The sequence below is a fragment of the Neisseria sp. HMSC075C10 genome (assembly GCF_001815615.1).
GTDB classification, from domain to species: domain Bacteria; phylum Pseudomonadota; class Gammaproteobacteria; order Burkholderiales; family Neisseriaceae; genus Neisseria; species Neisseria subflava_A.
Map to the genome: position 1 here is coordinate 24,277 of NZ_KV821254.1, position 17,357 is coordinate 41,633.

A 17,357-nucleotide genomic window follows, 5' to 3' on the forward strand; every position below is an offset into this window, starting at 1 on the left:
TGGTTTCAGACGGCCTTTTTGTTTTCAGTAAAACAGGTTGATGGGTTTGAATACTCTAATCAATGATGATTAACCCAAGAACGTGGATAAGTTTCAGACGGCCTTCAAGCCATTGATGACACGTTTGTAGCAGGTGTAAACCAGTGCCGCGCAGGCCAGCCACATAAGGATATAGAAAGTCGAATGGAAGCTGCCGGCGATTGCATACCATACGGCCAATGCGCCGATAAAGAATGCGCGGTCGCTTTTGCCGAATGGCCCGTCATAACGACGGCCGTTGCCATGAACTTGTCCCAAAACGCCGCAAAACTCGGTCATTGCCGCCAGCCAAATAAACAGGGCAATTTGTACGCCACCGAAGGGCGCGATAAAGGCAAAAGGCAGATATAAAGCAGCATCGGCGGCAATATCGGTGATTTCATTCAAATAGCCGCCCAATGCCGATTGTTGGCCGAACTCTCGTGCCAGCATACCGTCCATCGCATTCAGTGCCATACGGACAAACAACCAGATCGGTAAAAGCCAGAATAATGTGGATACACCTGCAAACAATGCTAAAAGCAAACCGATCAAAATGGAAACGGCGCAGGCAAACAGGGTAACCTGATTGGCAGTAATGCCTTTTTGATACAGTCTCTTAACAATGGGGCGCAACAGGTTTTGGAATTTTGGTTTCAGGGCGTAGATGCTCATGATTATGCTATATAAAAGAAAATGAAGTGCCGTGATTATAGACGAAATCCGTTATAATCCGTCAATCTTCGAATCACGCGGTTCGCAAACCTCCCGCGTTAACAAAACTAGGAATTTACTATGGAAAAACAGCAGGCCCTCGTTATTTTTTCGGGCGGGCAGGATTCAACAACCTGCCTGATTCAGGCAATTCAAACCTATGGCCGTGAAAATGTGCAGGCTATCACTTTTCAATATGGGCAACGCCACGCCATCGAATTGGAGCGCGCGCGTTGGATTGCCCAAGATTTGGGTGTAAAGCAGACGGTACTCGATTTGAGCCTGATGCAACAGATTACGCATAATGCCTTGATGGATGATACGGCATCCATTGAAACAGCTTCAGACGGCCTGCCCAATACATTTGTAGATGGACGCAATGCTTTGTTTTTGCTTTATGCCGCCATTTACGCCAAAGGGCAGGGGATACGCCATATCATTGCCGGCGTATGCGAAACCGACTTTTCCGGTTATCCCGACTGTCGCGATGTGTTCGTCAAGTCGATGAATGTTACGCTGAATCTGGCTATGGATTACGCTTTTCAAATCCATACGCCCTTGATGTATTTAACCAAAGCGCAAACATGGGCATTGGCGGATGAAATGGGTGTGTTGGATTACATTCGCGAGCGGACGCATACCTGTTATAACGGCGTGGTCGGCGGTTGTCATGAATGCCCGAGCTGTATTTTGCGCGAACGCGGCTTGTCAGAATATTTGGAAAGTAAAAAGGCCGTCTGAATCAAGAGGGGCCTATATTTCCAATATCCAGTAATACGAAAAGGCCGTCTGAACAATTCGTTTCAGACGGCCTTTGGCTATGTGTTTTGTTCTGCTTAGAACAGCAAATCTTCCGGTTCGCTGCTTGCCGGAGCCTCTTTTACAGGCGCAGAGGCCGGGGCAGTAGCCGGTTCGGAAGCGGCTTTAGGCACGGAAGCAGGCGTCTCGGCAGGAGTGGTTGCCGGTTTGGCAGCAGGTTTTGCCGGTTTCACTGGAGTCGGACGAACGCTTTGTTTCGGTTCGGATGCTGCCTTGTTTGTATCGTCGGTAGCATCGACTTCGATTTCGGTGCCTTGAGGCAATACCACATCTTTAGCAGGAGCCGGTTTCGGCATGACTTTTGGTTTGCTGTAAGCATCCGTGCCGCTGGTCCATGCCAAAGACTTCAAAGGTGATTTGAGTTTCACGCCTTTGGCGCAGGTCAGACAGTTTGCCGCGCCGGTGCGTCCTTTCAGGATTGCATCCACACGCGCTGCAGGAATGGTTTTGCCGTGCGCTTTTGCCCAAGCGGCAATGCTTTTTTTCAGGGCAGCCGTATCAAGGTTTTTCTTGTTGTACGGGTCGCGATAGGCAGCCAGCCACAAGTTTTGGTTGGCATCTTCGTTCAGGCTTGCCATTTGGTAGATAACGGAGGCGGGAGCACCTGTTGCGATGGTTTTGGCGAATTCCAATGCATCAGGCGATTTCATGCGCACGCAACCATGGCTGCGGACACCGGGCACGCTGGCAGGGGCATTGGTGCCGTGAATGCCCAGGCTTAATTTGGGGTCGCCAAGACGGACAAATACGGGACCAAGCGGATTATTCGGGCCGGCAGGTACGCTTTTTACGCCGTCATTGCGTTCTTTTTGGATGGATTTAGGGATATGCCAAACCGGGTTGTAGGCTTTGGCGCCGATTTTGTGTTCGCCCAGTGTAGTTTGGGTCATGGCTTTACCGACGGCAACAGGATAAATTTTGCTCAGTTTGCCGTTGTCGTAGAGGAACAAACGCTGTTGCGTAATATTGATAACGACGTGTTGTCCGGAAGAGGCGGGAGAGACGTCTGGAATAAGTGTGTTTGCAGCAGCGGCCGAGGTCAGAAGGGCGGCTGTCAGGCCAAGGAATAATTTTTTCATGTCGTCTTTTTTTTGTAGGGATTGAAATGAAAGTTTTTGGCGCATGATACCTGAAACTCTGTGTTTTTGTGAGAAAATATGCGCTTTCGGTATTGAAAGACAGTCAGAAGGCCGGTAAGCGGCTGTCTGACGGAAACGGTATGAGTGTGAAAGAACGGTATCAAGAGGCGGAAGTTTTTTCTTTGGATTATGAGGGCAGGGGTGTTGCCAGAGTCGATGGGAAGACTGTATTCATCGGCGGTGCGCTGCCCGGAGAGCGTGTAACGTTTGCCATTCATAAGGAAAAAAAGCAGTTTGCAGAAGCTCAGGTCGAAACGGTTTTAAAACCTTCTTCCGAACGCGTTGAGCCCGCTTGTTGCTATTTTGATACATGTGGTGGCTGTTCGCTCCAACATGTTTCCTTTGGCGCGCAAGTTGCATTAAAGCAACGGATTTTAGAAGAGCAGTTGGAACGGATAGGTAAGGTCAAGCCTGAGATAATTTTGCTCCCTTTATATGGTTACTCCTGGTATTATCGCGATAGAGCACGTTTAAGTGTTTCGATGGATAAGCAAGGCCGTCTGAAACTCGGTTTTCAGGCCAAAAAAAGCCATGATGTCGTCAATATCCGCCATTGCCATATTTTGCCTAAGCATGTGTCCGATAGGTTGCCTGATGTCCGCAATTTGCTGCAAAAGCTGCATGATGACGGTGTGAAAGTGAAATTTGTTGAGTTTTATTGCGGAAAAAATGTGACCGTATTCAACATTCGTTTCGTAAATCAACCGTTTGGACAAATATTAAGCGAATTGCGTAATTGGTTTGATAAGATATTGTCGGGTGCTGAAAAGGCATGGCAAATATGGCTGCAGGATCATGCCGAGTCCTTGCCGTTTTACCCTGAGAACGCGCCTGCCCTGAACTATACTTTTGCTCAATTTGATGTGGAAATGCCTTACAAGCCGGGTGATTTTACGCAGATTAATGCGCAATTGAACGAAGTGATGGTGGCAAGGGCGGTCAGGCTTTTAAACCCTCAAAAAGGGGAGAGGATTGCCGATTTGTTTTGCGGTTTGGGCAATTTTAGTTTGCCGCTGGCAAAAAGTGGTGCATCGGTTGTCGGTATTGAAGGTGCCGATTATTTGGTCGATAGGGCAAGGGAAAATGCACGCCTGAATCGTTGTGCCGAGAATATGACGTTTTCTGTTGCAGACTTGTTCGATACCGATGAAAAAACTGTTGAGTCGTGGGGGCAATTTGACAAGATGTTGCTGGATCCTCCGAGAAACGGGGCTTATGCTGTTGTCAAATCGCTACACAAGCCGTTTTTGCCTCAGAAGATAGTGTATGTTTCGTGCAATCCATCAACATTTGCACGAGATGCCGGTGTCTTGGTTGATAAGGGCTATAAGTTTAAGGCGGTAGGAATCATGAATATGTTTGCACAAACCTCGCATGTTGAATCCATTGGTGTGTTTGAGTTGTAAATTGGTATCAAGTCCTTTATGGGGGTAGGGTTTCTAATGTGAAAATGGGTGCGTTCATGTTATCATCATTCGTTTTGGGAATTAATAGCGTTGAAGTTGCGTGTAAAGCAACAGATGTTAATAAATGCAGTTTGCAGCACAAGACCGGGAGGTGTTCTTGAACTATCAACTTTTAACTATTCTTTTGCTGGTGCTTTTTTTGCTGGTGTTGTTTTTTGTTCGTCATAAACAAAGTAACAATTCAGACAAACAAAGCGCACATGCATCAAAAAGCAGCCGTACATCTGCTGCTCATACAGCCTCCTATGAGGACGGAAACGACTGGATTGAGAAAGTCAACCAGACAGTTTCCAATGCGGATAATCAAGACTGGGAATGGGGCGGAAGCGGCTCAAACGATGCAACAGCTTCTGTTTCCGCACAAGAAGTGGATCCGCTGACCGAATATCAGGTTTATAAACAGTTTGGCTATGAGAGCAAAGCAGCAGAGTCTTTGGCCGGTTATCTCAATACTTTGGAAGACGGCGCTCCGGAAAAGCTGGTTCATGAATTAATCGGTTTGAATCTGCGGGTCGGTAATATCGACATGCTGGCGGATACACTTGAGCGTCATAGTGCCTCACTTTCAGAAGACAGCGTAGCCGAATACCTGAAAGCCGGTCTGGCTTTGGACTCTACTAACCTGCGCCTGCGTGTTTTTGCCGAGCGTTATCTCGGTTGGAATATGCAGGAAGTGGACCGTCAAATTGGCGAACAAAGCGGTTTGGAAGTTGCTTCCGACGAACATATTGCTTTTGAGAGCGATTCGGTTGAACGCATTGTCGTTCCTGGTATGGGCAAACATGCGCCTATCGTATTAGGTAAGAAAGATTTTGGCGAAATCAGCCCTGAAGAGATGGGTGCGGTTATTGGTTTTGCCAAACCGGAACGCAGTGCAAAAATCCTGAAAGACAAGATTAGCTACGAGACTGCTTTGCATCAATACAACAAAGCAATCCAAACTTCTGCGAAGCCTGCTGGTCTCATTATCGATGCCTTGCGTCTGGATTATCAGAATGAAGAAGTAGGGCAGTTTGCCAAGCATCTGTGGAAGCTTTACCACTCTTTGGGTCAATATGGCCGTCAAGTAAAAGAACGTATGCTTGGTTGGGGTTATAGCCTTGGTTATCACGAAATTTTTGATGATTTGGAAAAAGGGCCGTCTGAACAGCAAATTAAAGAGATTGGCTTGAAACGCGGTTATATCCAGCCAAGTTCTTTGCAGATGAAAGCCAAATATCGTGAGTTGGTTCAAAAAGACTCTTCAGTCATCAGCGCGAGCTCTTCACCTGCAGATGAAGCCGTGAAAGAAGTCGAATCTTTGTTGGCCTATGGTCAGTTGGATTTGGCCATCGGTACTTTGGAACAGGCTGTTTTGCAGTATCCTCAAGAATCGCAGTTGTACATTATCTTGTTTGATTTGTACGAACGCGTTGAAGATTGGGGACGTTTGGAACAATTTCTGCGCTTGTTGCGTGAGCGTGTTGTCAGCCTGCCTGAAGAGGTTGTCTTGGCAATGAGCCGTCTCTTGCAACGAATGAACCAATATTCAAAAAAATAAGATAATCGTAGAAAGTACGAGTGATGAATAATCATTTACCAAAAATTAAAACCATACGGGTTATGTTACAGGAGATGGGTGAGCAACAGCAGGCGGTATTCCGTATGGCATTTAAAATGCACAATACGACGAATTACGTCATCGTTTCCCCTGATTCTGATGAAAAACCGGATTTGGTATTGGTTGATACCGATACTCCGGCAGGTGTAGAAGCTTGGAAAGAGTCGAAGAAAACTTATCCGGAAGTACCTGTGGCTATGTTTTCTTCCGAGTTGCCGACAGTAACGACTCCTTATTTGGCTAAGCCGGTCAAATTTGATACTTTGTTTCCTGTTTTGCGCAGCCTGGCTCAAGGCGGTAATGTTTTTGAGCCGTCTGAGCAACAAGCGGCTGAAGAGAATAAAAGACAATCAAATTCCGATGGCACTAGAAAAGCAACCATTCGCCGATTTAATCCAAATAAAGGCTTGTTGGGCGCGCTGAAATTTGCCAGTCAAGGACATCAAGATGTTGCTGTCTTGCATGAAGGCAAGCCGATATTAATCGTGTTTCCTAGTATTCAGCGTGTACTGTTGACAGTCAGTGCCAATGAGTTGGAGAAATTGTGTAAGAACGATAACTTGGCTGTCGTGTGTAAGGCTGTTCCTGATAATCCTCAATGGAAAGAAAAAGCCAAAGTCACCATTATGTCATGCTTGTGGCAAATGGCTATTTGGACTGCATCAGGCCGTCTGATTTATCCGATGACGCCGCAAACTGTTTTTACACTCAAGCGGTGGCCAAACTTAACCCGTTTGGCACATGTTCCGGAATCTATGCGTCTGTCGGCATTTCTGACGAAAACGTCTGTTAATCTGAACATCCTCTATAAAGTTATGCCTTTAGAAATGCCTGATATTTTGAACTATTTATCGGCAACATATATGACCGGCTTTTTGGCGACAGATACAGAGTTTGCAACTGATGCGAACAATACGCCTTCATTGAACGAACAGATTGATGTGAATAGCAAAGACGTACCTGAAACAGCAATGAGCAAAGAGGCTCAAAAAATTGCCGGTCCGTCGAAAGAACAACCTCGCGGCCTGTTGCAACGCCTGATGCGTAAGTTGCTGGGTAAATCGTAAAGGACACGTCATGAAAGAAAATAAAATTATCTTTACCGGTCCTGTTGGCGTAGGTAAAACCACTGCAATTTCAGCTTTATCTGATGAACCACCGGTTCAAACCGATGCATCCGCATCCGATATGACACTTGTCCGCAAGGGGTACACGACTGTAGCGATGGATTACGGTGTCATTCATTTGGATGAGGAAACCAAGGTCCATCTTTATGGTACGCCTGGTCAGGAGCGTTTTAATTTCATGTGGGAAATTCTGAGCCAAGGCAGTATGGGTTTGGTGCTTCTTTTGGATAATACAAGAAGCAATCCATTGAAAGACTTGCAATTCTTCTTGGATGCATTCCGGGAATTGCTGAAAAAAGCGCCTTTGGTTGTAGGGGTAACGAAGATGGATATCCGATCCTTACCAAGCGTGGATGTTTATCAAAAATATTTAGCACAGAATAATTTTAATGTACCGGTTTTTGAGATTGATGCGCGTCGAGAAGACGATGTAAAACAATTGGTTACTGCCATGTTGTTCTCAATTGACCCCGGATTAGAGGTATAAGATGGAAGCGACACTTTCTTTACAAGCAAATTTATATCCTAAGATTACACCGGCGGGTGCGTATTATGCTGTTTCAAATGATACGCCCAGTGCCAGCAGAACTTTATTGTATGGCCTGTTGCGTGCAGAGCCGTCTGAAACCATCAGCAGCGAAAAAATCTTGGCATGGGCGGATACCAGCGACATCAATACTGCTTTGAACCTGCTGTATCGGCTCCAACGCTTGGAATTTTTGTATGGTGATGAAGAAATCAGCACAGACGATATCCATTTGACTGACGAGCAATTGCCTACATTGTTGGAACAGTTGTCCAATTCTGGCAAAGCTTTATTGGCTGATGAAAACGGTTTGTATTTCGCCAATGCCAATTTTCATCACGAGGCTGCGGAAGAGTTGGGCCTTTTGGCGAGCGAAGTGGCTAAAATGGAAGACAATCACCGTCTTTTGATTCGCAATAACCTGCATATCAATAATAGTGCATGGGGTATTTGTGATCCTTCAGGCCAAAGTGAATTGACCTTTTTCCCTCTGTATATTGGCATGACCAAGCTGATTTTGGTAATTGGCGGAATGCCTGACTTAAATAAAGAGGCTTTTGTTACTTTGGTTAAAGTGCTGTACCACCGATACGGCAGCCGTTGATTTTTGCCTGACCGATATTTATTTTAGAATGGAGCGACTATGCAACAACTATTAATCTCTGTATTAAGCGATTTGAACAATACCTCTGCTGATATCACTGCTTCTGCAGTTATTTCTACAGACGGCCTGCCGATCGCAACCATGCTGCCTTCCCACCTGAATGCAGACCGTGTAGGTGCGATGTCGGCAACGCTTTTGGCATTGGGTAATCGTTCCGTACATGAGTTGGCTTGCGGTGAGTTGGATCAGGTAATGGTTAAAGGTAAAAATGGCTATATTCTGTTGAGTCAAGCAGGTGAAAATGCAGTGTTGGTATTGATGGCAAAAGAAAGCGGTAAATTGGGCTTGATTTTGTTGGATGCGAAACGTGCGGCCAAACAAATTGCTGAAATCTTATAAAGTTTTATAAATTAAAAAGATATAAAATATTTTTGTTTTTATATAGATTGTTGCTTGACAAGTTTCTGATATTTTCTATATAATTCCATCTTTAATTCCCCGATAGCTCAGTCGGTAGAGCGACGGACTGTTAATCCGCAGGTCCCTGGTTCGAGCCCAGGTCGGGGAGCCAAATTTTAAAACCACCATCTTGTATGGTGGTTTTTATTTTATCTATTTATTGGTATTTTAAACATATTAATAATGCGTGGTGAGATGGTTGCAGTTAATGCTTCAATTTTCAGACGGCCTACCAGCATATTTAAATATCTCATTTATTTTTTAAGCTATACATAATATTTATAGAAGAAATAATATCTTATTGTTATCTATGGAAAACGCACATACATTACATTCTTCACCACGCTTTCGGTTCGCATTAAAAAATGCGGCATGGCATTTGTTGATTAGTCTGATTTTGGCAGGATTGGCCGCTTTGTTGGTATTTGGAGTTTGGTATCCTTATCCGTATGCCGAACTGACAGGCGGATTGGCTTTATATAAACTGGTCATTTCAGTAGATATTGTTTGTGGCCCGTTGCTGACTTTGATTCTTGCCAGCCCGAGCAAGAAACTTAAAGAGAGGATTATTGATTTTTCCTTAATCGGCATGATTCAGCTGGCTGCTTTAATTTATGGTTTGTACAGCGTATCTTTGGCGCGTCCAGTGGTTGCCGCATTTGAAACCGATAGGATAAATGTGGTAACTGCTGCAGAAATTGATACAAATGATTTGAGCCATGCCCCGAAGGATTTGCAGGATTTATCTTGGTTTGGTGTGCGCCGTGTTGGGTTGCGTGAAGCAACGAGTCCGGATGAGGCTAACCAAAGTCTTGATTTGTCTTTGAAAGGTATTGAACCGAGTATGAGGCCTTCTTGGTGGTTGCCAGATTCGCAGCAGGAACGTGAGAAAATTCGTAAAGCAATGAAACCGTTGTCTGTCTTGGCAAAAGCCCGTGGCATGAATGAGGAGTCAATTTTGGAACAGGCTTCGCTGAGAAATGATGGGAAAGAGCTGTATTTCTTGTCATTTACCAGTGCACGAAGTAAAGAATGGGTTGTGATATTGAATGAGCAGGCAGATTTCTTGGGTTATGCGCCGATTGATGGTTTTATCAAGTAAGAAAAGGCCGTCTGAAAGCTGGTAAGTGATGGTATAGGCTGTTTTTAAAAGAAAATATGCTGTCAGACTTTGCCTTTCTTTCGCCAAACTGATAAACTGTTTGCCATTATTTTTGACTGGGGCATAAATTTTTCATGAAAGACGCAGAGCAGAGTAGTTGTTATACCGCTTCTTTCCCTTTATTTATGCCCGAAATTTGGCAGCCTGTCCGTTTTAAGCGGAACGGCTGCTTTTTTGTATTTTAAAGGAACGCAATCATTATGGATTTCAGTTGGTTGGCCGAGCCGCATACTTGGATAGGCTTTGCCACGCTTCTGGTTTTGGAAGTTGTTTTAGGTATTGATAACCTTGTTTTCGTAGCGATTTTGGCAAACAAGGTCAAACCGTCGCAACGGGATAGGGCGCGGATAACGGGCTTGGGTTTAGCCGTTGTTATTCGGATTTTCATGCTGGGCTTTATGGCGCACATCATGACGCTGACGCGTCCTTTGTTTGAGTTGGGCGGTCTGGAGATTTCCGGCAAAGACATGATTATGTTTGCCGGCGGTATTTTCCTGCTTTATAAAGCGACTACCGAGCTGCACGAACGCCTTGAAGGCCACAATCAATTTGCTGTTGCTGAAGGGCAGAAGAAGCATTCCGCTTTTTGGGGTGTTGTGGCGCAAATCTTGATTTTGGATGCGGTTTTCTCTATCGATTCTGTTATTACGGCAGTGGCGATGGTGGATCATATTGTGGTGGCAATGGGTGCGGTTGTTGTGGCGATGACGGTGATGATTTCTGCCAGCAAACCGTTGACTGCCTTTGTGGACAAGCATCCGACCGTTGTGATGTTGTGTTTGGGTTTCTTGTTGATGATTGGTTTCAGCCTGATTGCGGAGGCCTTCCATTTCCATATTCCGAAAGGCTATTTGTATGCGGCGATCGGCTTCTCGATTTTGATCGAACTGTTTAATCAGGTTTCGCAAAAAAATGCCCGCAAAAATGACTACATCAGCACTTCTTGGCGTAAGCGTACCGCTGAAAATGTGTTGGGTATGATGGGTATCCGCGAAAGCATTTTGGCAAAAGCAGGCGATAATGGCGGCGATGACGAGCATTTTGAAGAAAACGAAAAATCCATGATTCGCAGCGTGCTGACTTTGGCGGAGCGTCCGATTATGGGCGTGATGATTCCGCGTCGGGAAATTGAGAAATTGGATATTTCCCAAAGTCGGGAAGAACAAAATGCGCAGTTGAAAAATACGCCGTATAGCCGGTTGTTGGTTGTCGGTAAGGCAGGTGTAGATGAGCCTTTGGGCTATATCAGTAAAAAAGATTTGCTAAACCAGCTGCTTGAATTGGGAGAAATCAATATTCAGACGGCCTTGCGCCAACCGTTGATTTTACCGGACAGTACGACGGCGTTGAATGCGATTGAATTGTTCCGTCAAAGCAGCGCGGATTATGCGTTGGTGGTGGATGAATTTGGCGCAGTGTTGGGTATGGTGACCATGAAAGATTTGTTGGAAACCATTGCCGGTGAATTCCCCGAAGAGTTTGAGCGTGAGGAAGAAGAAGCTGCTCCAGCCAGTCAGGATGAAACACTGTCTGTGGATGGTGCATTGGAGTATGTGGAATTGGCTTCTCAGTTAAATCTGCCTGCTCAAGAGGAAGATGCGGACTTTCATACCGTTGCCGGCTTGATTATGGAAGAGTTGCAAAGTATTCCTGATGTAGGTGATTTCATCGATTACCATGGCTGGCGTTTTGAGGTGGTTGAGAAGGATGGGCAACGGATTGCCCGTGTGAAAATCAATCGTTTGCCGGAAGAAGAATGCTGTTAATCCCATACCAACAGAAGTAAAAAAGCTAGAAGGGAGGACTATTGGTAAAACTTTAACACAAAACCAAGCTGTACAAGCTGATGCAATTTATTTAAAAAATTTAGGTGCGACAGATATTAGGATTAATCAGCAACAGGTTAATGGAAATCTTTGTCGCGTAGGAATATGCCGCCCAGACTTGCAAGCAATGCTTCCATCAGGTAAAAGGGTGTATATTGAGTACGATCGAAGCACTTCATCGCGCGGAATACCACACGCAGATCGAATATTCAGCAATGATAAAGATGCTATTGTTATTTTAAGGACGTTAGATTGATTATGAATAACCCACAGTTTTTTTTACAAGATCATAAACCTCATACCACTCATTTGTGTTTCTTTAAAATTCCATTTAATGAGATGGTGTTACGCTTTGAGCAAAGATTGCAAGAGCTTGGTCTAATATGGGGGTGGACGGTACATCATCAAAAAGTATCTGATGAATTAAGTTTGTCGGATAAAATTAAAATGTTGGAACCTTTTGCGCTGAGATACCCCAATAAATATATTATTTTAGAGACTGCTTCTGAATGGTGCTTATATATGGAAAATGGATATCGTGGTACAGACGTATTTAGCCAACCTAGTTATCTATCCGAAACATGGGGGATACAGAATATCAGCTTATATCTTTCTCCAGATTTTAAGAAAGATGAATTTGGTGCGGTAATGTTTCATTGGCGAAATGGTGCAAATAAAATCTCAGAATATGCAGTAGAAAGTAGAACAATTATGGTGTATAAAGAAACCAGTAAAACAACTTTTGAACAAAGTGGAAAACCTTTTGAATTTGAGAACTTAACTAGCTATGAAAAAAGAATCAAAAAGGAGCGATTAACGGTTGATATGGTTGCTGAATATTGCAAACATTTTAATATTGATTTGTTTAACTTAGATTTTTATAAAGGACGTGCAGCATTATTTACAACCCATAAAAAAAAGGAAAGGCTAATATAGTAAAGGCCGTCTGAAAATGTTCAGACGGCCTTTTTATTGATTCAACTTTAGTTGCCGTAATGTCCCGAACCTAAGATTCGGTGTGAATGTGCGCCGGTTGCATGGTGGGGGTTGCTCGGAACTTGATTGCACCAACAGGCTGCAAGCCAGGCAAAAGCGGCGGCTTCGACCCATTGCGGGTCAAGATGGAGCTTGGCTGTGCTGTGCAATTTGGTGACGGGAGAAAACAGGGTTTCCAAGTCTTGCATCAAAACCGGATTGCGGATGCCGCCGCCGCAGATATAAAGATGATGAATCGCCGGAGCAGCTTGTTTGGTCGCATCAAAAATGGTTTGTGCGGTATAAAAGACCAATGTGCGCATGACATCTTCCGGCTTTTCATTACCTTTCAGACGGCCTTGAAGCCAGCTTAGGGAAAACAACTCTCGGCCTGTACTTTTGGGATAAGGGCGGCTGAAGTAAGGATGGTCGAGCAGGGAAGCGAGCAGGTCAGGGAGGATTTTGCCTTGTGCGGCTTTTTCCCCATTTTTGTCGTAAGGCTGCTGCCAAATATGTTGCATCCATGCGTCCATCAGCATATTGCCGGGGCCAGTATCGAAGCCGAAAGAAGGGCTATCGGGCGGGAGGATGCTGATATTGGAAATGCCGCCAATGTTGAGTACGGCGCGGGTTTCATTCGCATCTTGAAACAGCGCTTCGTGAAAAGCGGGGACGAGGGGCGCACCTTGACCATTGCAGGCAAGGTCGCGGCTGCGGAAGTCGCCAATTGTGAAAATGCCGGTCAGTTCGGCTAACAGGGGGAGGTTGACCAGTTGAATGCTGTAACCGTGTTCAGGCGCATGGCGGATGGTTTGTCCGTGGCAGCCGATCGCGGCAATGTCTTGAGCCGACAGGTTTTGCTCTGCCAACAGTTGCTGTACGGTTTGGGCGTATAGGCGGCTGAGTGTTTGCGCCAGGATATTGCTTCTGTGCAATTCATTTTCGCCTATGTCTTGTAGTGCCAACAATTCTTGGCGCAGGCCGTCTGAATAGGGTAGAAAGCTGTGGGTAACGGCTCGTTGCCATTGCTTGCCCTGCATTTGAATCAGTACGGCATCGGCACCGTCCATGCTGGTTCCTGACATGATGCCGATATAGTATTGGGGTTGCATTTCGGTTACAGAAAGAGGAGGTAAAACGACATTTTAACGCCTTTTGACGTTTTTACGGGAATTTCGGCATTTAATGTAAATAGTTGGTGCAAGAAAGATTACAAAAAGGTTAAAATAACGCGACTCAACATGTTTTCCAAAAGGAAACTTTCCATGGCTCAAACTCAGTCGAGTGCGAACTTGAAGCTGATTAATACGGTTTTTGCCGCTATGCTTGTGAGCATGGTCGGCTATTTTATTTATTGGGGCCTGGGTTATACCCACTACAACCACTCCGGCCTGTTTATCCTTGCTACCTTTTTCGGCGTCTTCATGGCGTTTAATGTGGGTGGTAACGATATTGCCAACTCTTTCGGTACAAGTGTCGGCTCCGGCACATTGACCATTCCGCAAGCCTTGCTGATTGCGGCAGTATTTGAAGTCAGTGGCGCAGTGATTGCCGGTGGCGAGGTAACAGATACCATCCGTAAGGGTATTGTCGATTTGAATGGCATGCATCTGGATCCGATGCAGTTTGTCTTTATTATGATGTCTGCGCTTTTGGCTGCGGCATTGTGGCTGCTTTTTGCATCTCGCAAAGGTCTGCCGGTTTCCACTACACATGCCATTATCGGCGGTATCGTCGGTAGCGCCTTATGTATGGCGGCATTGAACGGTGTGGATTCCGTTACGTTGATTCAATGGGACAAGTTGGGCGAAATTGCATTGTCTTGGATATTGTCTCCGGTTTTGGGTGGCATCGTTTCCTATCTGTTGTTTTCACGAATTAAGAAAAACGTTTTGGACTACAACTCTTGGGCCGATAATACGCTCAAAGGCATCAAGCTGGAGAAGAAAGCCTATAAAGAAGAGCATCGCCTGTTTTTTGAAGCCTTGAGTGAGTCTGAAAAAGTCGAATACGCCACCAAAATGGCGCACGATGCCCAAATTTATGATGAGCCGGACTTTGATCCCGAAGAATTGCAGTCTGAGTATTATCGCGGTCTGCACCGCTTTGACAGCCGTAAGGGCGAAGTAGATTCTTACAAAGCCCTGCATTCTTGGGTGCCGTTTATTGCTTCTGTCGGCGGTATGATGATTGCGGCCATGTTGATTTTCAAAGGTCTGAAAAATCTGCATTTGGGTATGAGCAACGTCAACAGCTTCCTGACCATTTTCATGATCGGCGCGGCTATTTGGATGGGTACGTTTGTATTCGCCAAAAGTTTGAAACGCAAAGATTTGGATAAATCGACTTTCCAAATGTTCTCATGGATGCAGGTATTTACCGCTTGCGGTTTCGCATTCAGCCATGGTGCAAACGATATTGCCAATGCGATTGGTCCGTTTGCCGCGATTATGGATGTGTTGCGTACCAACAGCATTACCGCTCAAAACGCCGTGCCGCCAATTGCCATGTTGACTTTCGGTATCGCTTTGATCGTCGGCTTATGGTTTGTCGGTAAAGAAGTGATTAAAACCGTAGGCACCAGCTTGGCAGAAATGCATCCCGCGTCAGGTTTTTCTGCAGAGCTTTCTGCCGCCGCCGTCGTGATGGCCGCATCATTTATGGGCTTACCTGTTTCCAGTACCCATATCTTGGTGGGTGCAGTTTTGGGTATCGGCTTGGTTAACCGCAATGCCAACTGGAAGTTGATGAAACCGATCGGCCTTGCTTGGGTTATTACCTTGCCTGCCGCTGCCGTTTTGTCTGTTGTCAGCTATTTGGTTTTACAAGCCGTGTTTTAATTGGCTATTTGATTTCAAAAGGCCGTCTGAAAGATAGATTTCAGACGGCCTTTATTTATTTTTGTAAGGGGTAGATTTGAGTTTGTTTTAGCGATGTATAAATCATGCTGTTCAATGTTTGAACTGATACAAGAGTAATCAAGGTAATAGAGAAATACCTTATTGGGAATATTTTAGAAAAGATTTTGGTTCGTAGTGAGGGCAAATAAAGCTATTTTTAATCAGCCCACTATAAGGTTAAGGTAATAAAAAAGCCCCAATTCATCGACGTTAAAGATGTCGTATTGAATTGGGGTCTCTATTTATTTAGTGCAAGCCTTAGCAGGCCGTCTGAACATTATTCAGCAGCTTCGTTGGTCTCAGCTTGTGCAGGAGCTGTTTCTGCTTCAGCGGTAGCCTTAGCGGCTTGGCGTTCGGCTTGTGCAGCTAATGCCTGTTGAACGGCTGGGTGCTGTTGGGCGATGGTTTGTTCTTCTACGCTGACTTCGCCTTTGAAGCGGTTGTTCAAGTCAAAACGTTTGCCGCCGCGAGCCAAGGCTTTCAGATAGCGCGGACGGCGGCAGTGGTTGGCCAGTACGCGTGCAATCAGTGCAGGGTCGTATTGGGGCAGGGCGGCAACCAAGTCTTGGTCGATCCCGACGGCCAACGGTTTGAATCGTTTGAATACATCATATTTGCCGTAAATGTGGTCGGCAATCATGTCTGTCTGTTTTTTCTTGCTCATGGTTTGGACGGCAGATTTCAGCGCAGCGCCCAAAGCGGTTTCTTGTGCCATTGCGGTTGTATTCCTCTAATATAAATCCGTATTTTCGTCATACGGCAATAAGGTGCTATTGTAGTATAAAGACTGTGATTTGGCTAAATTTTTCTGAGAATATTCAGAAATAAACGGTTATTTTTCCAATTTGGCAATGTCCGGTGTATTTACCTGAACATCGGCATTTTGTGCACGATGGCGTAAGGCGTGGTCAATCAATACCAATGCCAGCATGGCTTCTGCAATCGGAGCGGCGCGTAATCCGACGCAGGGGTCGTGGCGGCCGTGTGTGGCAAGTTCGACAGGGTTGCCCTCTATATCAATGCTGTGGCGCGGTGTGGCGATGGAACTGGTCGGTTTAATGGCAATATTCACATGAATTTCTTGTCCGGTGCTGATGCCGCCCAAGATGCCGCCTGAGTGGTTGGATAGAAAACCTTGAGGCGTGAGCTCGTCGCCATGCTCGCTGCCGCGTTGAGTTACGCTATCAAAACCTGCACCGATTTCCACGCCTTTGACGGCGTTAATACCCATCATGGCATAGGCAATTTCTGCATCGAGGCGGTCAAAAACCGGTTCGCCTAAGCCGACAGGGACGTTGGCTGCTTCGATATGAAGTTTTGCGCCGACAGAATCCAATGATTTGCGCACGCTGTCCATATAGTTTTCCAAGTCCTCAATTTGGCTTTGGTTTGCTGCAAAAAAAGGATTTTGGGAAATATATTCGTAGCCTTCAAACTGGATTTCTTTTTCTCCGACTTGGGTAACGTAGGCGGTAATTTCAGTACCGAATTTTTCTTTCAGCCATTTTTTCGCAACTGCTCCGGCTGCAACGCGGGCAGCGGTTTCGCGGGCGGAACTTCTACCGCCGCCGCGATAGTCGCGTGTACCGTATTTATGCCAGTAGGTGTAATCGGCATGACCGGGGCGGAAGCTGGTGGCGATATTGCCATAGTCTTTGCTGCGTTGGTCGGTATTGCGGATTAGGAGGGCGATGGGTGTACCGGTGGTTTTGCCTTCGAATACGCCGGAGAGGATTTCGACTTGGTCGGCTTCGCGGCGTTGGGTAACGTGGCGGCTGGTGCCGGGTTTGCGGCGGTCAAGGTCAAATTGGATATCCGCTTCGCTCAATTCTAATCCTGGCGGGCAGCCGTCGATGATGCAGCCCAAGCCTGCGCCGTGGCTTTCGCCGAAAGTGGTAACGGTAAAGATTTGTCCGAAGGTATTGCCTGCCATAGGGATACTCTTTTGAAATTGGGGTTGGAAATTTTTTACTTGTTTGGATAATTCTCAGGCCGTCTGAACGGTGAAACGAGAATCTTTGA

General features: G+C 45.7%; 16 protein-coding genes, 1 tRNA gene and 1 riboswitch. Of the genes, 12 read left to right on the top strand and 5 right to left on the bottom strand.

Annotated elements, in window-relative coordinates; genetic code table 11:
* Positions 1-93: 93 nt before the first annotated feature.
* Positions 94-693, bottom strand: a complete 600-nt coding sequence (locus HMPREF3047_RS03870; protein WP_070712245.1) for a CDP-alcohol phosphatidyltransferase family protein — start codon at positions 691-693, stop codon at positions 94-96.
* 71 nt (positions 694-764) lie between these two features.
* Positions 765-810, top strand: a riboswitch (PreQ1 riboswitch).
* A gap of 3 nt (positions 811-813) precedes the next feature.
* Here HMPREF3047_RS03870 and queC point away from each other — a divergent pair.
* On the top strand, positions 814-1,473 hold the full coding sequence (gene queC / locus HMPREF3047_RS03875) for a 7-cyano-7-deazaguanine synthase QueC (protein ID WP_070712246.1): 660 nt from the start codon (positions 814-816) through the stop codon (positions 1,471-1,473).
* Between the two features lie 95 nt (positions 1,474-1,568).
* Here queC and HMPREF3047_RS03880 read toward each other — a convergent pair whose 3' ends face one another.
* Positions 1,569-2,630 (bottom strand): L,D-transpeptidase, encoded by a 1,062-nt coding sequence (locus HMPREF3047_RS03880; RefSeq protein WP_070712277.1) that lies wholly within the window; start codon positions 2,628-2,630, stop codon positions 1,569-1,571.
* A gap of 140 nt (positions 2,631-2,770) precedes the next feature.
* On the opposite strand from HMPREF3047_RS03880, the gene rlmD reads away from it, so the two are divergent.
* From rlmD to HMPREF3047_RS03930, 10 genes are all read left to right on the top strand, one after another.
* Positions 2,771-4,096 carry a 23S rRNA (uracil(1939)-C(5))-methyltransferase RlmD gene (gene rlmD, locus HMPREF3047_RS03885; protein ID WP_070712247.1) on the top strand — a complete coding sequence of 442 codons (1,326 nt, stop codon included), beginning with the start codon at positions 2,771-2,773 and terminating at the stop codon, positions 4,094-4,096.
* A 124-nt stretch (positions 4,097-4,220) separates the two neighbouring features.
* Positions 4,221-5,696 carry a 23S rRNA methyltransferase gene (locus tag HMPREF3047_RS03890; RefSeq protein ID WP_070712248.1) on the top strand — a complete coding sequence of 492 codons (1,476 nt, stop codon included), beginning with the start codon at positions 4,221-4,223 and terminating at the stop codon, positions 5,694-5,696.
* A 23-nt stretch (positions 5,697-5,719) separates the two neighbouring features.
* Entirely contained in the window at positions 5,720-6,823 is a 1,104-nt protein-coding gene (locus HMPREF3047_RS03895; protein WP_070584882.1) for a response regulator, read from the top strand.
* Between the two features lie 10 nt (positions 6,824-6,833).
* A complete protein-coding gene (locus tag HMPREF3047_RS03900) occupies positions 6,834-7,370 on the top strand; it encodes a GTP-binding protein (RefSeq protein ID WP_003748733.1) in 537 nt (178 codons plus the stop codon).
* A 1-nt stretch (position 7,371) separates the two neighbouring features.
* Positions 7,372-8,013: a peptidase M23 gene (locus tag HMPREF3047_RS03905; RefSeq protein WP_070584884.1), complete on the top strand. Its 642-nt coding sequence runs from the start codon at positions 7,372-7,374 to the stop codon at positions 8,011-8,013.
* Between the two features lie 39 nt (positions 8,014-8,052).
* On the top strand, positions 8,053-8,412 hold the full coding sequence (locus HMPREF3047_RS03910) for a roadblock/LC7 domain-containing protein (RefSeq protein ID WP_070460119.1): 360 nt from the start codon (positions 8,053-8,055) through the stop codon (positions 8,410-8,412).
* 96 nt (positions 8,413-8,508) lie between these two features.
* Positions 8,509-8,584, top strand: a tRNA-Asn gene (locus HMPREF3047_RS03915).
* 198 nt (positions 8,585-8,782) lie between these two features.
* Positions 8,783-9,574 carry a fimb protein gene (locus HMPREF3047_RS03920; RefSeq protein ID WP_070712249.1) on the top strand — a complete coding sequence of 264 codons (792 nt, stop codon included), beginning with the start codon at positions 8,783-8,785 and terminating at the stop codon, positions 9,572-9,574.
* Between the two features lie 260 nt (positions 9,575-9,834).
* On the top strand, positions 9,835-11,400 hold the full coding sequence (locus HMPREF3047_RS03925; protein WP_070712250.1) for a TerC family protein: 1,566 nt from the start codon (positions 9,835-9,837) through the stop codon (positions 11,398-11,400).
* A 318-nt stretch (positions 11,401-11,718) separates the two neighbouring features.
* A complete protein-coding gene (locus HMPREF3047_RS03930; protein WP_070712251.1) occupies positions 11,719-12,396 on the top strand; it encodes a hypothetical protein in 678 nt (225 codons plus the stop codon).
* Between the two features lie 47 nt (positions 12,397-12,443).
* Here the strand turns inward: HMPREF3047_RS03930 and HMPREF3047_RS03935 are convergent, their stop codons facing one another.
* Positions 12,444-13,547: an anhydro-N-acetylmuramic acid kinase gene (locus HMPREF3047_RS03935; protein ID WP_070712252.1), complete on the bottom strand. Its 1,104-nt coding sequence runs from the start codon at positions 13,545-13,547 to the stop codon at positions 12,444-12,446.
* 153 nt (positions 13,548-13,700) lie between these two features.
* Between HMPREF3047_RS03935 and HMPREF3047_RS03940 the strand changes: the two genes are divergently transcribed.
* Complete coding sequence (locus HMPREF3047_RS03940) at positions 13,701-15,275, top strand: inorganic phosphate transporter (protein ID WP_070712253.1); 1,575 nt, start codon at positions 13,701-13,703, stop codon at positions 15,273-15,275.
* Positions 15,276-15,612: 337 nt separating this feature from the next.
* Here HMPREF3047_RS03940 and HMPREF3047_RS03945 read toward each other — a convergent pair whose 3' ends face one another.
* Positions 15,613-16,050 carry a ProQ/FINO family protein gene (locus tag HMPREF3047_RS03945; RefSeq protein ID WP_070712254.1) on the bottom strand — a complete coding sequence of 146 codons (438 nt, stop codon included), beginning with the start codon at positions 16,048-16,050 and terminating at the stop codon, positions 15,613-15,615.
* A 117-nt stretch (positions 16,051-16,167) separates the two neighbouring features.
* Positions 16,168-17,268 (bottom strand): chorismate synthase, encoded by a 1,101-nt coding sequence (gene aroC / locus HMPREF3047_RS03950; protein ID WP_070712255.1) that lies wholly within the window; start codon positions 17,266-17,268, stop codon positions 16,168-16,170.
* Between the last annotated feature and the right edge of the window lie 89 nt (positions 17,269-17,357).

What these genes read in the sequence shown, in the direction of transcription:
- queC (WP_070712246.1), top strand. Translation starts at nt 814, where the DNA reads ATGGAAAAACAGCAGGCCCTCGTTATTTTTTCGGGCGGGCAGGATTCA.
- HMPREF3047_RS03940 (WP_070712253.1), top strand. Translation starts at nt 13,701, where the DNA reads ATGGCTCAAACTCAGTCGAGTGCGAACTTGAAGCTGATTAATACGGTT.
- HMPREF3047_RS03925 (WP_070712250.1), top strand. Translation starts at nt 9,835, where the DNA reads ATGGATTTCAGTTGGTTGGCCGAGCCGCATACTTGGATAGGCTTTGCC.
- HMPREF3047_RS03900 (WP_003748733.1), top strand. Translation starts at nt 6,834, where the DNA reads ATGAAAGAAAATAAAATTATCTTTACCGGTCCTGTTGGCGTAGGTAAA.
- HMPREF3047_RS03930 (WP_070712251.1), top strand. Translation starts at nt 11,719, where the DNA reads ATGAATAACCCACAGTTTTTTTTACAAGATCATAAACCTCATACCACT.
- HMPREF3047_RS03910 (WP_070460119.1), top strand. Translation starts at nt 8,053, where the DNA reads ATGCAACAACTATTAATCTCTGTATTAAGCGATTTGAACAATACCTCT.
- HMPREF3047_RS03945 (WP_070712254.1), bottom strand. Translation starts at nt 16,050, where the DNA reads ATGGCACAAGAAACCGCTTTGGGCGCTGCGCTGAAATCTGCCGTCCAA.
- HMPREF3047_RS03895 (WP_070584882.1), top strand. Translation starts at nt 5,720, where the DNA reads ATGAATAATCATTTACCAAAAATTAAAACCATACGGGTTATGTTACAG.
- rlmD (WP_070712247.1), top strand. Translation starts at nt 2,771, where the DNA reads ATGAGTGTGAAAGAACGGTATCAAGAGGCGGAAGTTTTTTCTTTGGAT.
- HMPREF3047_RS03890 (WP_070712248.1), top strand. Translation starts at nt 4,221, where the DNA reads ATGCAGTTTGCAGCACAAGACCGGGAGGTGTTCTTGAACTATCAACTT.
- HMPREF3047_RS03920 (WP_070712249.1), top strand. Translation starts at nt 8,783, where the DNA reads ATGGAAAACGCACATACATTACATTCTTCACCACGCTTTCGGTTCGCA.
- HMPREF3047_RS03935 (WP_070712252.1), bottom strand. Translation starts at nt 13,547, where the DNA reads ATGCAACCCCAATACTATATCGGCATCATGTCAGGAACCAGCATGGAC.
- aroC (WP_070712255.1), bottom strand. Translation starts at nt 17,268, where the DNA reads ATGGCAGGCAATACCTTCGGACAAATCTTTACCGTTACCACTTTCGGC.
- HMPREF3047_RS03905 (WP_070584884.1), top strand. Translation starts at nt 7,372, where the DNA reads ATGGAAGCGACACTTTCTTTACAAGCAAATTTATATCCTAAGATTACA.
- HMPREF3047_RS03880 (WP_070712277.1), bottom strand. Translation starts at nt 2,630, where the DNA reads ATGAAAAAATTATTCCTTGGCCTGACAGCCGCCCTTCTGACCTCGGCC.
- HMPREF3047_RS03870 (WP_070712245.1), bottom strand. Translation starts at nt 693, where the DNA reads ATGAGCATCTACGCCCTGAAACCAAAATTCCAAAACCTGTTGCGCCCC.